The sequence below is a fragment of the Pseudomonas nitroreducens genome, assembly GCF_010994165.1.
Classification (GTDB): Bacteria; Pseudomonadota; Gammaproteobacteria; order Pseudomonadales; family Pseudomonadaceae; genus Pseudomonas; species Pseudomonas nitroreducens.
This window is the reverse complement of record NZ_WMBX01000005.1, coordinates 92,319-107,305: the sequence shown is the minus strand read 5'-3', so window position 1 is coordinate 107,305 and position 14,987 is coordinate 92,319. Positions and strand designations below refer to the sequence as shown.

Sequence of the window (14,987 nt, the reverse complement as noted above, 5' to 3'; positions counted from 1 at the left end):
GATGAAGGAGTCGCCCACCACCCGACGCCTGTTGCTGCTCAGCCCGGTGGCCCTGACGCTGCTCGGGCTGATTGCCATCCCGCTGGCGATCATGGGCTACATCAGCCTGCTGCCGCGCAACCTCTACGGCGGCGTCGACTGGCACGCCGACTGGCAGATCCAGAGTTATGTGCAGCTGTTCTTCCAAGAGGATTTCGACGGCAACCTGGAGCCCAACTGGGTCTACGCCCAGGCGCTGCTGCGCTCGCTGTTCCAGGCCGGCGGCACCACGCTGCTGTGCTTCCTCTTCGGCTTCCCGGTGGCGCTGTGGATGACCAGCCTGAGCGAGCGCTCGCGCAACCTCATGGTGCTGCTGATCACCATCCCGTTCTGGACCAACCTGCTGATCCGCAACTACGCCTGGCTGATCATCCTGCGCGAGCACGGCTGGATCGCCCAGACAGTCAACGCGCTGTTTCCCCAGGCTGGCGGCATCACCCTGCTGTACAACGACTTCGCAGTCTGCGTCGGGCTGGTCTACAGCTTCCTGCCGTTCATGATCCTGCCGATCTACTCGACCCTGGAGAAGCTCGACTGGCGTCTCGTCGAGGCCGCCTACGACCTTGGTGCCAACCGCTGGAAGGCACTGCGTCGGGTGATCCTGCCGCTGTCCATGCCGGGCGTGATCGCCGGCTCCCTGCTGGTGTTCGTGCCAAGCCTGGGCGCCTTCATCACCCCCGCCATCCTCGGCGGCGGCAAGACGCTGATGATCGGCAACCTGATCCAGCAACAGTTCGGCACCGCGCGCAACTGGCCCCTGGGCGGTTCGCTGTCGTTCCTGCTGCTGGCGATCATGCTGCTCGCGCTGATCGCGTTCGCCCTGTACAGCCGCCGCGCGGCCAAGGCCGTCCACCTGGGAGCCTCGACATGATCGCCCAGCACCTGAAGAAACTCCCCGGCACCCGCGAAACCAGCTTGCTGGTGCTGGCCTATCTGTACCTGCCGATCTTCGTGTTGATCGCCTACAGCTTCAACGCCAACCGCTCGGCCACGGTGTGGACCGAATTCTCCTTCGCCTGGTACGGCAAGATCGTCGCCAACCCCTCGATCCAGGCCGCTGCATTCAACTCGCTGGTGGTCGCCGGCTTCGCTACCGTGCTGTCCACGGCGATTGCCCTGGCGGCGGCGCTGGCGACCTCGCGGCCGTTCTACGGGCGGCGGCTGGTGGAAGGCGGGATCAACCTGCCGCTGATCCTGCCGGAGATCGTCATCGCGGTGGCCACGCTGCTGCTGTTCATGTCGCTGGGCATCAAGCTTGGCCTGCTGACGGTGATCGTCGCCCATGTCGGCTTCTGCATTCCCTTCGCTTACCTGCCGATCCGCGCGCGCCTGAACGATCTGGACAAGAGCCTGCTGGAAGCCGCCGGAGATTTGTACGCCAGCCCGTACCAGGTGTTCCGCCGGGTGACGCTGCCGCTGCTGTGGCCGGCGGTGCTGTCCGGTGCGGTGCTGGCGTTCGTGGTCAGCCTCGACGACTTCATCATGACCTTCTTCGTCGCCGGCCCCGGCTCGACGACGCTGCCGGTCTACATCTTCTCGGCCATCAAGGCCGGGGTGACGCCCGAGATCAATGCCATCTCGACTCTCATGCTGGTGATTTCCATCGTCCTCGTGGTGCTGTCGTACTGGCTTGGCCAACGCGGCAAACCCGACGCTTGATAACGACTGCCGACCCTGACCTTTAGCTTTTCGGAGAGCCCTATGAAGTTGAATGCCCTGCGTCACGGCCTTGCCGGTTTGTCCCTCGTCCTGCTGGCCGCGGGCGTCGCCCAGGCCGAGGAACCCAAGCAGCTGTTCTTCTACAACTGGACCGACTACTACCCGGTGGAACTGCTGGCCAAGTTCGAGAAGGAGACCGGCATCAAGGTCACCATGGACGGCTACGACAGCAATGAAACCCTGCTGGCGAAACTGCAGGCCGGCGGTGCGGCATACGACGTGATCGTGCCGTCGCACTCGATCATGCAGACGCTGATCAACCAGGACCTGCTGCTGGAAATCGACACGCCCACGCTGGCCAACTTCCAGTTCGTCAAACCGGCCTTCCGCGATCCGGGCTTCGATCCCGGTCGCAAGTACTCGGCGCCCTACCTGTGGGGCACCACCGGTTTCTCCTACGACAGCGCGCGGGTGCCGGGCGGCAAGCTGGATGACTCGTGGAAGGAGTTCTTCGAGCCGCGTCCGGAGCTGCAGGGGCAGGTCGCCGCGCTCGACACGCCGAGCAGCCTGATCAACGCCGCCGCTCATTACCTCAACGTCGACGAGTGCACCGAGAACCCGCAGGATGCGAAGAAGATTCTCGAACTGCTGCAGAAGCAGAAGCCCTTCCTGAAGATGTACAGCTCGGACAACACCGTAGACCGCATGGCCTCCGGCGAAGTGGTGCTGATGCAGAACTGGAACGGCTCCACCGCCCGCGCCACCTTGCAGAAGAGCACCATCAAGTACGTCTACCCGCGCGAGGGCGTGGCGTCCTTCCAGGACAACTTTGCCGTGCCGAAAAGCGCGCCGCATCCGGAGAACGCCAAGGTCTTCATCAACTGGATGATGAAGCCGGAGAACGCCGCCGCGGTGACCAACGCCATCGCCTATTCCAATGGCATCCAGACCGACCAGTTGCTCGACGCCAAGTGGAAGGTCATGGACGCCATCAACATGCCCGAGGAATACGCACAGCGCCTGCGCCTGGAAAAGGAGTGCAGCAACAAGTCCCGCGAGCTGCAGGACCGCATCTGGTCCAAGCTGAAGGGCTGATGGTCCGACCGGGCTCCGTACCCGGGGCTGCTCTTCATAGGACCGAGGGGGACGCCTAGTCCTTGCTCGCGAACAGACTCCGGGTTGACCGACGTTGTGCGGTTCGCGAGCAAGCTCGCTCCTACCAGTTTGAACCCGGAGCGCGCGCCTTCGAGCTCATTGGCGGATAACCGCAAGCGGTTATCCGCCCTACGTTTTCAACAAGATCCGAGGTCCCCATGACCGACAGCTACTGGCTGCGCAACATCCGTCCGCTCGGTAACGCGGCGGAAGATTTCCTGATCCACAACGGCCGCATCGCCGAGCGCCGCCCGGCGAGCGGCGTCGCCATTGCACCGGACGACGTCGACGGTGCCGGCCAGCTCCTGCTGCCGCCGCTGGTAGAGAGCCATTGCCACCTGGACAAGACACTCTGGGGCCAACCCTGGCGGCCTAACAGCGCCGGGCCGACGCTCAAGGACTACATTGCCAACGAACGCCGCGTTCTGCGCGAGATCGAGGCGCCGATTTCCGAGCGTGCCGGCGCGCTGCTGGAGCAGTGCATCGCCCGCGGCTCGCTGACCTTCCGTTGCCACGTGGACATCGACCCCGAGCTGGGCCTGCGCCATGTGGTCGCCATGCAGGCGCTACGCGAACGGTACGCTGATCTGATCGACATGCAGTTCGTGGTCTTCCCGCAGACCGGCCTAGTCAGTCGCCCTGGCACCGCCGAGCTGATGCGCGAGGCGATGCAACTGGGCGTGGAAAACGTCGGCGGCCTCGACCCCTGTGGCATCGACGACGACCCCATCGCCCAGCTGGATATCGTCTTCGGCCTGGCCGTGGAATTCGGCCGGGGCGTCGATATCCATCTGCACGACAAGGGCGAGCTGGGTCTCTGGCAGATCGCCCGCATCGCCGATTACACCGAGCGCCACGGTCTGCAAGGCAAGGTCATGATCAGCCACGCCTACTGCCTGGGCATGGCGCCCTGGGAGCAGGTCGAGCCGCTGGCCGAGCGGCTCTCCGAGCTGGGCATTTCCCTGATGAGCTCCGCTCCGGCCGATACCCCGGTGCCGCCGTTCCTCGCCTTGCGCGAAGCCGGCGTGAACCTGTGCCTGGGCAGCGATGGCATCCGCGATGCCTGGTCGCCCATGGGCAACGGCGACATGCTCGAACGCGCCATGCTGTTGGCCTTCCGCTTCGACCTGTGCAAGGACGACGACCTTGCCGCCGCCTTCGCCGCTGCCACTGCCAACGGCGCTCGCGCGCTGGGCCGGGAGCCGGCGCGTATCGAGGTCGGTGCGCCAGCGGACTTCCTCCTGCTACCGGTCGAATCCCTCGGCGAGGCCGTGGTCGCGCGTCCAGCGCAGCGTCAGGTATTCAAGGCCGGCAGGCTGATCGCCGAGCATGGGCGGCTGCTGGAGTCGCGCCTGTGAGCAGTGCGCGCCTCGGCCTGAAAGCCAGCTTCGTGGTCGGCTTCGACGGCACGCAGCATGTGCTCTGGCGTCACGGCGAAGTCGTGTTCGAGGACGGGAAAATACTCTTCGTCGGACGCGGCTTTCCTGGTGACGTCGGCCAGTGGATCGATTACGGCCACGCGCTGGTCGGCCCCGGTTTCATTGATCTTGATGCGCTGGGCGATCTCGATTCCACGGTGCTCACCCTGGATAACGGCGCCGAATGGAACATGGGCCGCGTCTGGTCCGAGGACTATCTGCGCGCCGGCCCGAGCGAGTGCTACAGCGCGGACGAGGAGCTGTTCAAATACCGTTACGCCTTCACCCAGCTGATCCGCAACGGCATCACCACCGCCATGCCGATCACCTCCATGTACTACCGGCGCTGGGCCGAGCACTACGACGAATTCGCCGGGGTTGCCGCGCTCTCCGGTGAGTTGGGCCTGCGCACCTATCTCGGTCCCTGCTACATGAGCGGGATGACCTACGCTCGCGCTGACGGCAGCCCCGCGCAGCACTGGGATGAAGCCGCAGGGCTCGCCGGATTGAAGGAAGCCGAACGCTTCTTCCGCGACTTCGACGGTGCACACAATAGCCTGGTACGCGGCGCGCTGTTGCCCGATCGCATCGAAACCTGCACACCCGCGCTGCTGGAACGCACCGCCGCCATCCAGCGTGAACTGAACGCGCCGCTGCGCCTGCACTGCTGCCAGTCGCGCTACGAAGTGGAGCTGGTGCGTCGTCTGCGCGACACGTCCTCGCTGCAGTGGCTTGACCATTATGGCTTGCTCAACCCGCGCAGCGTGCTGCCCCACGGCATCCTGCACAGCGGCGATCACGAATTGCAGCGCCTCGCCGACACCGGCGCAAGCCTGGTGCATTGCCCCGTGGTGTTTGCCCGCGAGGGTGACGCGCTGGATTCCTTCGGTGCCTACCGCGCGCGCGGCATCAATCTCGCCATGGGCACCGACACCTTCCCGGCGGACATGCTCGACAACCTGCGCCAGGGCCTGAACATCGCGCGGGTGAAGGAGGGTGATGCCGAGCACACGCGCATGCTCGATCTGTACAACGCCGCCACCCTCGGCGGTGCCCAGGCGCTGGGCCGCGATGACCTCGGCCGTCTCGCCGTCGGCGCGCGTGCGGACATCACGGTGTTCCGCCTGGGTGATTTCCACCAGGGGCCATTCTTCGATCCGCTGAAGAACCTGTTCACCGCCGGCCGCGGCGACGATTGCATCGCCAGCTTCATCGACGGCCGCAGCGTGATGCAGGGCGGCCAGGTGATCGGCGTCGATTACGCCGACCTGCAACACCGCGCTGACGCACTGTTCCAGAAACAGATGCAGCACCACGCAGAGCGTGCCTTTGGCAACCCGCCGTGGCGCACGCTGTTCCGTTCCGCGATTCCCTTTGCCGACTCGTACAGCACCGCCGCACCGCTGCTCGATGCCCACGCACCGCAGGCTCATTGAAGGATCAATCCATGCTCAGCTTCGACTTCCAGCAGCTGTCCGCCCGCGAGAAATACAAAATCCTCATCGGCAGCGTCGTGCCGCGGCCCATCGCGCTGGTCACGACCATCGACTCGGAAGGTCGGGCCAATGCCGCGCCCTTCAGCTTCTTCAACGCCCTTTCTGCCGACCCGCCGATCCTCGCCCTGGGCGTGGAGAACTACAGCGACCTGAGCCCGAAGGACACCACGCTGAACATCCGTAACAATCAGGAATTCACCGTGAACATCGTCTCCGACGCGCTGGTGGAAGCCATGAACGTCTGCGCCGTGCCCTTCGAGCCAGGCTTCGACGAACTGGTCGCCGCCGGCCTCACCGCCATCCCCGGCACCCGCGTTGGCTGCCCGCGCATCGGCGAGGCGCCGGTGGCGCTGGAGTGTCGGCGGATGATGGCACTGTCCATCGGCCAGTCGCGGGAGATCATCCTCGGCGAAGTGCTGATGGCCCATGTGCGCGACGAGCTGATCGACCCGGCCACGCTGTACATCGACCAGCTCGGCCTCGATGCCATCGGCCGCATGGGCGGGCATGGCTACGCGCGCACGCGGGAGTATTTCGACTTGCCGACGCGGTCGCTCAAGCAGTGGATGGAGGCTCCCGGCGCAGGGCAGCGCCTCTGGCCCGAAACCGAAGAGCTTGCCTGAACCCTTGTAGGAGCGAGCTTGCTCGCGAACCCGCCCAACGCCGAATTACCCGGTGAATCCGTTCGCGAGCAAGCTCGCTCCTTCACAAAACTTTCCGCAGAAATGAGAATGCCCGGCATCCTGCCGGGCGTTTTCATTTCACTCCAACACTTACTGCTGATGCAGCTTCCACGCATCCCCGTGGGGCGCGGTGCCCTTGTCGTAGGGTCGAAACAGGGTCATGTAGGCCAGGCCCAGGACGATCACGATGCCGCCCACCAGGATGATCCCGTAGTTCAGGTACCAGGGCGCATCCGGCGTGCGCGGCCAGGACATGTTGATGATCGCCAGCACGCCGTAGGTCAGCGCCAGGATGTTCACGATCCAGCCCCAGTTGCCCAGGGTGAAGGCGCCGCTCGGCTTCCAGCCACGCAGGCGGGCGAACAGCGCGCCGCCGACGATCATCTGGAACGACAGGTAGATGCCGATGGCGGCGAAGCTCACCACCATGGCGATGGCGTTCTGCAGATAGAAACCGGCGCAGACGATCACGCTTGGGATCACGCCGCAGGCGATCAGTGCAGCCACCGGTACGTGGGTGTTGGGCGACAGGCGTTTGAGCAGGCCGCTGCCCATCACCATTTCGTCGCGGGCGTAGGAGTAGAGCAGGCGGCTGGCGGCGGCCTGCAGGCTGAGCACGCAGGAGACGAACGAGACGATGATCACCGCCATCACCAGGCGCGCGCCGGCCACGCCGAAGGCGTTGTCGAGGATGGTGGTCATCGGGTCCTTGTCGGTTCCGGAGATCACTGCCTGCATGTCCGGTACCGCGAGGATCAGCGCCAGGGCGGCGAAGATGGCCGCGCCGCCGCCGATCCAGATGGTCATGCGCATGGCCTTGGGAATCCGGCGGCTGGGGTTCGGGGTTTCCTCGGCGACATCACCGCAGGCCTCGAAGCCGTAGTAGAGGAACATCCCCGCCAGCGAGGCGGTGAGGAAGGCCGGCCAGTAGCTGCCGTCGATGCGGATGTCGAAGGTGTTGAACAGCACCGAGAACGGCTGGTGACGCTCGAAGATCAGCAGGTAGGTGCCGATCACCAGCGCGCCGAGCAGTTCGCAGATAAAGCCGAACATCGCCACGCGGGCCAGCAGCTTGGTGCCGGACAGGTTGAGCAGGGTGGCGATCACCGTCAGCGCCAGGGCGACGAAGGTGTTGGTCACCGGCGTGGATTCGAAGCCGAGCAGTGTGGCGATGTACGGGCCCGCGCCAAGTGCCACGGCGGCGATGGTCACGCACAGCGACACGGAGTAGATCCAGCCGACCATCCAGGCCCAGCGCTTGCCCACCAGGCGTCGCGCCCAGGGATACACGCCACCGGAGATGGGGAACTGCGAGACGACTTCGCAGAAGATCAGGCACACCAGCATCTGCCCGATACCCACCAGCAGGTAGGACCAGAACATTGGCGGTCCGCCGGCGGCCAGGCACAGGCCGAACAGGGTGTACACGCCGACCACCGGCGAGAGGTAGGTGAAGCCCAGGGCGAAGTTCTGCCAGAGGGTCATGCTGCGTTTGAAATTGGAGGTGTAGCCCAGCGCGCGTAGTTGCTCCGCGTCGCGGTCCAGGGCGGCGCCTGGCTGGATAGAGCTGTTCATCGTGGGGTTCCTGTCTGAGGTTTTCGCGTCGGCAGCCAATCGGGTGCAACGGAAAGCGTTGTTGTTATTGTTCGGCGCGCGGCATCAGCCGCGCGCCGTCTTGCTCCAAACCTCTCGTGTTCCGGATCGCGTTACAGCTTGATCCAGGTCGCCTTCAGCTCGGTGTACTTGTCGAAGGCGTGCAGCGACTTGTCGCGGCCATTGCCAGACTGCTTGAAGCCGCCGAAGGGCGCGGTCATGTCGCCGCCGTCGTACATGTTCACCCACACGCTGCCGGCGCGCAGGGCACGAGCGGTGAGGTGGGCCTTGGAGATGTCACGGGTCCAGACTGCCGCCGCCAGCCCGTACGGGGTGTCGTTGGCGATGCGGATCGCTTCTTCGGCGTCCTCGAACTCGATGACCGAGAGCACCGGGCCGAAGATTTCCTCGCGGGCGATCTTCATCGCGTTGCTCACGCCGTCGAACAGGGTCGGCTCGACGTAGGTGCCACCGGTTTCCTCCAGCACGCGCTTACCGCCGGTGAGGATCTTCGCGCCTTCGTCCTGGCCTGCCTGGATATAGCCGAGCACCTGCTCCAGCTGGCGACCATCGACCAGGGCGCCGACGTTGGTTTCCGGGTCCAGCGGATGGCCAGCTTTCCAGCCTTTGAGCGCCTCGACCACCAGCGGCAGGAACTTTGCCTTGATCGACTTCTGCACCAGCAGGCGAGATCCGGCGGTGCAGACTTCGCCCTGGTTGAAGGCGATGGCGGCGGCGGCTGCTTCGGCGGCGGCCTGCAGGTCCGGTGCGTCCTCGAAGACGATGTTCGGGCTCTTGCCGCCAGCTTCCAGCCAGACGCGCTTCATGTTCGATTCGCCGGCGTAGACCAGCAGCTGCTTGGCGATCTTGGTGGAGCCGGTGAAGACCGCGGTATCCACATCCATGTGCAGCGCCAGGGCCTTGCCGACGGTATGGCCGTAGCCGGGCAGCACGTTCAGCACCCCGGCCGGCAGGCCAGCGTCGATGGCCAGCTGGGCGATGCGGATGGCGGTCAGCGGCGAGCGCTCGGACGGCTTGAGAATCACCGAGTTGCCGGTGGCCAGCGCCGGGCCAAGCTTCCAGGCCGCCATCATCAGCGGGAAGTTCCACGGCACGATGGCGGCGACCACGCCCACCGGTTCGCGGGTGACCAGGCCGAGCTGGTCATGGGCGGTCGCAGCGACTTCGTCGTAGACCTTGTCGATGGCCTCGCCGCTCCAGCGCAGGGAGTCGGCGGCGCCTGGCAGGTCGACGTTCAGCGAATCGCCAATGGGCTTGCCCATGTCCAGGGTTTCCAGCAGCGCCAGCTCCTCGGCATGTTCTTCCAGCAGGGCGGCGAAGCGGATCATCACGGCCTTGCGGGTGGCTGGCGCTTCACGCGACCAGACGCCGGAGTCGAAGGTGGCGCGGGCGCTCTGCACGGCACGCTCGGCGTCGGCGGCGTCACAGCTGGCGACCTTGGCCAGCAGACGGCCATCCACCGGGCTGATGCAATCGAAGGTGTCGCCGGAGGCGGCGGCGAGGTACTCGCCCTGGATGAAGGCGCGGCCTTCGATCTTCAAGGCCTTGGCGCGGGCTTCCCATTCGGCGCGGTTTGGCTGGCTCATGCGTATCGCTCCTCGTTCTTGCTGTTGTGGGCGGAGACGGCCTGCGGACCGTCGCTGGAAAATACATTTGAAACCATATCTTAAGATTTTGCGGTTGCCAATACAGGTCGAAGAATGAACGTTTCAAAGCTCTTTTCAGAGCGAAATACCTTGCTGAAAGTGCCGAAAGCGATTTAAAAATATGGAGACATAGTTTTGAACGAAGGTGCTGCCAGCCTGCAGATAGACTTCGTCATCACCGCCAGAACAGGAACTTTTCGCGCAGGAAGCGTCCGTCCCAAGCGCCCCCTTCGCACTGCCGCCTATGAACGAATTCAGGAAAGTCCGCCCCGCCAGCTTCATGCGCCTGCGCCAGGAAGGGCGCACCGAGGAAGTCGCGCGCCGTCTGGTGGAGATGGTCGATCTCGGCCTCTACGCCGAGGGCGAGCAACTGCCCAGCGAAAGCGAGTTGGCCATGCAGTTCGGCGTCGCCACCGTGACCCTGCGCGATGCGCTGGCGGATTTGCGCGAACGCGGCGTGATCGAAACCCGCCGTGGGCGTAATGGCGGGAGTTTTGTCTGCTCGCCGCAGCACACGTCCGAGGACGCTCTGCTGGGGCAACTGCGCCAGATGAGTGCGCTGGAACTGCGCGACCTGGGCGACGAGCATGTCGCCATCGCCGGCGCCGCTGCGCGCCTGGCGGCGCAACGCTCCACCTCCGATGAGCAGGCGCGCATCGCTCAGTACCTGGATGCGCTGGCGAACGCCACGACTCGGCAGGAACAACGCCGCGCCGATGCGCGTTTCCATATCGAGATTGCCGTCGCCGCCCAGTCCGTGCGCCTGACCCACGCGGAGACGCGCCTGCAGGCGGAAATCGGCGAATGGCTTTGGCTGCTGGTGGAAGGCTTTCCGGGCGCTGCGGCCATCGAGCAGGAACACCGCGCCATTCTCGAAGCGATCAGTGCGGGCGACTCGAATCTCGCCAGCGCGCTGGCCGAAGCCCACGTCACCCGGGGCATCAGGCGGCTGATCAATCTGCGCCTGAGCTTGCTGGCCGACGACGGCTGAGTGGCACAACGCTTGCTGCTTTCCCGGCGCGCACGAGTGGGTGCGCAGCGAACCGACTGAGCGGGCCTCTCTGGCCTGCGCGATAACAAGAACAGCGAGGCACCCGGTCATGTCCAGCGAACAACCCTCGGATGAACTCCAGCGCTGCGCCCAGCGCATTGACGCTTCCATCCGTAACGTTTTCCAGCGTCTCGACGAACTGGCGGGCGACGTCGTGGCGATCTGGCGGGCGCTGGCGGAGGAAGGCAAGCGTCCGTCCTCGAAGGATCTCGGTGCACTGCGCCCGCGCATCCAGCACGACCTCACCGATGACGGTACGCGTCTGCACGGCACCGGCGTGGTGATCGAGCCGGGCGAACTGGCCGACCAGGACATGTACCTGGAGTGGTGGTACCACGGCCGCGGCGACAAGGTCGTGCCCATGAGCCTGAACTTCAACCGGCGCAGCGAGAGCTTCTACAACTACCTCAACATGCCCTGGTTCTCGCGCCCGCGCGCCAGCGGCCAGCCCTCGGTGGTCGGGCCCTTCGTCGATCTCTATGGCACCGACCTGTACATCCTCGCCTTCTCCGTGCCGATCCAGGTGGACGGTCGCTTCATCGGCGTCGCCGCCGCCGATATTGCCCTGCATGAGTTCGAGGGCGTGTTGCTGGGCAACCTGATGCAGATGGGGCATGAGGCCCTGGTGGTCAACGGCGAGGGCCGCGTGGTGGCCGCAAACACTGCCAACTGGTTCGCTGGCGACCTTGCCTACCGCTCGCTGGGGCGCGATGCGCAGGGCCGCGAACAGGAGCTGGCAGCATCCTTTTCCCACTGGGCAGTCATCGAGCGACCGCTGAACCGCCGACTGTCCGGCGCGGCCTGAGGCTGCCAAACGCTGCGCAATTGGCTAGGCTAGGGCGGTTCCCAACCTGACGGAAACCGCCATGAGCCAGTCGCTCGACACACTGCCCGACTTCGAACCGCTGAGCGCCGTGGATGCTCGCGTACTCGGATGCCTGATCGAAAAGCAGCTCACCACGCCCGAAGCCTACCCGCTGACCCTCAACGCCCTGGTCACCGCCTGCAACCAGAAGACCAGCCGCGACCCGGTGATGAACCTGACTTCCGGCCAGGTCGGCCAATCCCTGCGCCACCTCGAAGGCCGCGAGATGACCCGCCTGGTGATGGGCAGCCGCGCCGACCGCTGGGAGCAGCGCCTGGACAAGGCGCTGGAGCTGGTCAAGCCGCAGGTGATACTGCTCGGCCTGCTGTTCCTGCGCGGCCCGCAGACGCTCAACGAACTGCTCACCCGCAGCCAGCGCATGCACGACTTCGACGACACCGAGGAAGTTCGCCACCAGCTCGAACGCCTCGCCGGCCGCGGCATGGCCGTGCAGTTGGAACGCCTGGGCGGCCAGCGCGAAGACCGCTATATGCATTTGCTGGGCACCGAGGAGGACCGCGAGGCCGCCATCGCCGCCAGCGGTAGCCGTGCCTCTGGGGAGCGCAGTGACGGCGACGGTCATGACGAAGGGCGACTGGTCGAGCTGGAAGGCCGCATTGCGGCTCTCGAAGAGCGTCTCGCCTTGCTGGAGCTGGGCGTCTCGCGCGACTGATGCGATGCACCGCGCAGGTGGACCCAGGTCAATCTGCGCGACGCTAATCCAGCGTTAAGATTTGCCGCCGATAGTTAGGCTTGACCCTTGCTGCACCCGGAGCTTTCTCATGAGTCATAAACCCTCCCAGGCCCAGCTGAATGCAGTGCTCAGCCAGCTCACAGAAAGCGACTTCAAATCCATCAGCGATCTGAGCGGGCCGCGCGAAGCCAACCTCCTCGCCATACGTGAGCTGTTTCGCCAGGGGCTTATCAATGGTGTGCTGATTGATGACCCTTTCGGTACCGAAGACGACGACGGCCCGCTGCTGTGCAATGCCGAACGGTTGCGCCTGCGGAAGCCTTGTGCCCAAACGGTAGGGGAAGAGCGTGCCGAGTTGCTGATGCCGCGGCTGGGGTTCCTCACGCTCTAGGCAAATCGCAGACAAGAAAAAAGGCGCTGTGCTTGGGGCTCAGCGCCTTTTTCTTTGGACTTGGTGGAGCCGGGGGGATTTGAACCCCCGTCCGCCAGTTCTCCGCTGTCGGTTCTACATGCTTAGCCATCTCTACTAGGTTAACTCCTCGCGGCCCGAGTGGCAGGGCGCTTGGAGCGAGCTGTATGAGTTTTAGCCGTTACGTCTACAGCGAACTTGGCGGCGATCCTGTTCTATATGACAGACCTAATCTTCGGGTTTACAGGCATCCCCTAGGGTCTGCTAGCGGCACTTAGGCTGCTAGGGCGTAGTTGTCGTCGTTGGCAACTATAAAGTTGTGGCAGCTGATTTACGAGAACTGTCACCTACTCGGCATGCCCCTAGAGTTTTGTTACCGGCGTCGAATCCTAATCGGCCCCAAAACCTGTCAAGGTCGGGATTCATTCTACGGGAAAGCCGCCCCGATAGCCACCGGGGCGGTGTGAAGGCTTGTCAGGCCAGGAATTTCAGGACGGCTTCGGCCACGGCCTCGGAGGATGCGGGGTTCTGACCGGTGATCAGGCCGCGGTCGACTTCGACGTGGCTCTGCCAGTCCGGGCCCTTGCTGTAGCGGGCGCCGTTGGCTTTGAGCATGTCCTGGACGAGGAAGGGCACGACGTCGGTGAGGCCGACGGCTTCCTCTTCGCTGTTGGAGAAACCGGTGACGTGGCGGCCCTGCACCAGCGGTTGGCCGTCCAGTCCACGTGGATGGCGGAACACGGCCGGGGCGTGGCAGACGGCGGAGACGGTCTTGCCGCTGGAGTGGAAGGCTTCGATCAGGGCCACCGAGGCGCGGTCCTCGGCCAGGTCCCAGAGGGGGCCGTGGCCGCCGGGGTAGAAGACGGCATCGAAGTCGTCGGCCTTCACCTCGCTGAGCTTCACGGTGCTGGCCAGCGCGGCCTGGGCTTCGCTGTCCTGGCGGAAGCGCAGGGTGGCCGGGGTTTGTGCGTCTTCCTCGTCGCTCTTGGGGTCCAGCGGTGGTTGGCCGCCTTTGGGCGAGGCCAGCGTCAGGCTGGCGCCGGCATCCTTGAAGACATAGTAGGGCGCGGCGAACTCCTCGAGCCAGAACCCGGTTTTCTTGCCGGTATTGCCGAGCTGGTCGTGGGAGGTCAGGACTACCAGGATTTTCATGCTCACTCCTTCGGCGTATCGCTAGTCGTGCGGCTGCCGCCGAAGCGGCAGCCCGGACTGTCAGTGTAGGCAATGAGCCGCGCGCGTCAGCGCGACAGGGTGACACCCAGATAGGCGGCATACAGCACGCCGTTGAGCAGCAGCACCCAGACCGGCAATCCACTGCTGCGCTGGGCGTTGAGTCGTAGCCAAAACGCGGCGCCCAGCGTGATCAGCACGCCGGTGAGGACCTCGATGCGCGGCTGCCAGGGCGTGAGCAGGATGCCGATGGCGGGCAGCAGGGTGCCCTGGAAGACCATGGCGCCACTGATGTTGCCGAAGGCCAGGGTGTCGCGGCCGCGGCGGACCCAGAGGATGCTGTTGATCTTCTCCGGCAGCTCCGTGGCGATGGGGATGATCAGCAGCGACAGCAGCAGCGCGGAGAGGCCCAGCAGGTGCGACAGGCCTTCCACCCCATGGATGAAGCCTTTCGCGCCCAGCACCAGCAGCGCCACACCCAGCAACAGCTGGAGCAGGATGGTGGCGAGGTTGGTCGGCAGGCCGATGCGCGACAGGTACATGTGGTGGTCGGCTTCGGTGCCGTGGCCGTCGTCCACCAGGCTCCGCGAGGCGCGCAGGGTCAGGGTGATGTAGGCGACGTAGGTGAGTACCAGCAGCACGCTGAGGGCGATGCGCACGGAGCGCAATTGCGCTGGTACGAACATGGCGATGGTGGCGAAGCTGAAGGCGACCAGGAAGAAGTTCAGGTCACGCTGCAGGCCGCTGCGTTCCGGGCGGATGCGTCCGAGTAGGCCGCGGGCGCGCCAGGCGAAGCAGGCCATCAGGCAGGTGGAGAGGGTAGAGAGCATCAGTGGTGCGCCGAGGATGGCGCCGACGCCGACTTCCTCGTTGAGCGTGATGTTGCTCGTGCCGGCGAACAGGGCGAGCAGCGGGATCAGGGTTTCCGGCAGCGCCGTGCCGACGGCGGCGAACAGCGAGCCGGTGACGCCTTCGGAGATACCCAGGCGTTCGCCGAAGTGTTCCAGTGCGTTGGTGAAGAGTTCGGCGGCGACCAGGATCACCAGCAGCATGCCGAGCAGTTCGAGGATGAAGGTCAGCATGCGTGC

The 14,987-nt window shown here is 65.0% G+C and carries 14 protein-coding genes and 1 other RNA gene; 10 read left to right on the top strand and 5 right to left on the bottom strand.

Going from position 1 to position 14,987, the window contains the following annotated elements; all coding sequences use genetic code 11:
* Position 1: 1 nt before the first annotated feature.
* From GJV37_RS22090 to GJV37_RS22065, 6 genes are all read left to right on the top strand, one after another.
* Positions 2–910 (top strand): ABC transporter permease, encoded by a 909-nt coding sequence (locus GJV37_RS22090; protein WP_193452952.1) that lies wholly within the window; start codon positions 2–4, stop codon positions 908–910.
* Positions 907–1,698: an ABC transporter permease gene (locus tag GJV37_RS22085; RefSeq protein ID WP_038803366.1), complete on the top strand. Its 792-nt coding sequence runs from the start codon at positions 907–909 to the stop codon at positions 1,696–1,698. Before GJV37_RS22090 ends, GJV37_RS22085 begins: the two co-directional genes overlap by 4 nt.
* 42 nt (positions 1,699–1,740) lie before the next feature.
* A complete protein-coding gene (locus GJV37_RS22080) occupies positions 1,741–2,793 on the top strand; it encodes an extracellular solute-binding protein (RefSeq protein ID WP_024764790.1) in 1,053 nt (350 codons plus the stop codon).
* A 218-nt stretch (positions 2,794–3,011) separates the two neighbouring features.
* Positions 3,012–4,211, top strand: a complete 1,200-nt coding sequence (locus GJV37_RS22075; protein ID WP_024764791.1) for an amidohydrolase family protein — start codon at positions 3,012–3,014, stop codon at positions 4,209–4,211.
* A complete protein-coding gene (locus GJV37_RS22070) occupies positions 4,208–5,707 on the top strand; it encodes an amidohydrolase family protein (RefSeq protein WP_193452951.1) in 1,500 nt (499 codons plus the stop codon). The genes GJV37_RS22075 and GJV37_RS22070 overlap by 4 nt, the downstream gene beginning before the upstream one ends.
* An 11-nt stretch (positions 5,708–5,718) precedes the next feature.
* A complete protein-coding gene (locus GJV37_RS22065) occupies positions 5,719–6,390 on the top strand; it encodes a flavin reductase family protein (RefSeq protein WP_193452950.1) in 672 nt (223 codons plus the stop codon).
* Positions 6,391–6,540: 150 nt separating this feature from the next.
* On the opposite strand, the gene GJV37_RS22060 is transcribed toward GJV37_RS22065, so the two are convergent.
* Positions 6,541–8,025 carry an APC family permease gene (locus GJV37_RS22060; protein ID WP_193452949.1) on the bottom strand — a complete coding sequence of 495 codons (1,485 nt, stop codon included), beginning with the start codon at positions 8,023–8,025 and terminating at the stop codon, positions 6,541–6,543.
* A gap of 131 nt (positions 8,026–8,156) precedes the next feature.
* Positions 8,157–9,650, bottom strand: a complete 1,494-nt coding sequence (locus tag GJV37_RS22055; RefSeq protein WP_170858962.1) for an aldehyde dehydrogenase — start codon at positions 9,648–9,650, stop codon at positions 8,157–8,159.
* Positions 9,651–9,954: 304 nt separating this feature from the next.
* Here GJV37_RS22055 and GJV37_RS22050 point away from each other — a divergent pair, with 304 nt between their 5' ends.
* The 4 genes from GJV37_RS22050 (at position 9,955) to GJV37_RS22035 (ending at position 12,711) form a co-directional block, all read left to right on the top strand.
* Positions 9,955–10,701: a FadR/GntR family transcriptional regulator gene (locus GJV37_RS22050; protein ID WP_037016039.1), complete on the top strand. Its 747-nt coding sequence runs from the start codon at positions 9,955–9,957 to the stop codon at positions 10,699–10,701.
* A gap of 109 nt (positions 10,702–10,810) precedes the next feature.
* Positions 10,811–11,566, top strand: coding sequence for a cache domain-containing protein (locus tag GJV37_RS22045; protein ID WP_024764808.1), 756 nt, complete (start codon positions 10,811–10,813; stop codon positions 11,564–11,566).
* Between the two features lie 61 nt (positions 11,567–11,627).
* On the top strand, positions 11,628–12,299 hold the full coding sequence (locus tag GJV37_RS22040) for a YceH family protein (protein WP_193452948.1): 672 nt from the start codon (positions 11,628–11,630) through the stop codon (positions 12,297–12,299).
* A 109-nt stretch (positions 12,300–12,408) separates the two neighbouring features.
* Positions 12,409–12,711 carry a hypothetical protein gene (locus GJV37_RS22035; protein ID WP_193452947.1) on the top strand — a complete coding sequence of 101 codons (303 nt, stop codon included), beginning with the start codon at positions 12,409–12,411 and terminating at the stop codon, positions 12,709–12,711.
* A gap of 61 nt (positions 12,712–12,772) precedes the next feature.
* Here GJV37_RS22035 and ssrA read toward each other — a convergent pair.
* The 3 genes from ssrA to GJV37_RS22020 form a co-directional block, all read right to left on the bottom strand.
* Positions 12,773–13,130: a transfer-messenger RNA gene (gene ssrA, locus GJV37_RS22030) on the bottom strand.
* Between the two features lie 73 nt (positions 13,131–13,203).
* A complete protein-coding gene (locus tag GJV37_RS22025) occupies positions 13,204–13,881 on the bottom strand; it encodes a type 1 glutamine amidotransferase domain-containing protein (protein ID WP_024764811.1) in 678 nt (225 codons plus the stop codon).
* 86 nt (positions 13,882–13,967) lie between these two features.
* Complete coding sequence (locus GJV37_RS22020) at positions 13,968–14,981, bottom strand: sodium:calcium antiporter (RefSeq protein WP_065085402.1); 1,014 nt, start codon at positions 14,979–14,981, stop codon at positions 13,968–13,970.
* Positions 14,982–14,987: the final 6 nt, after the last annotated feature.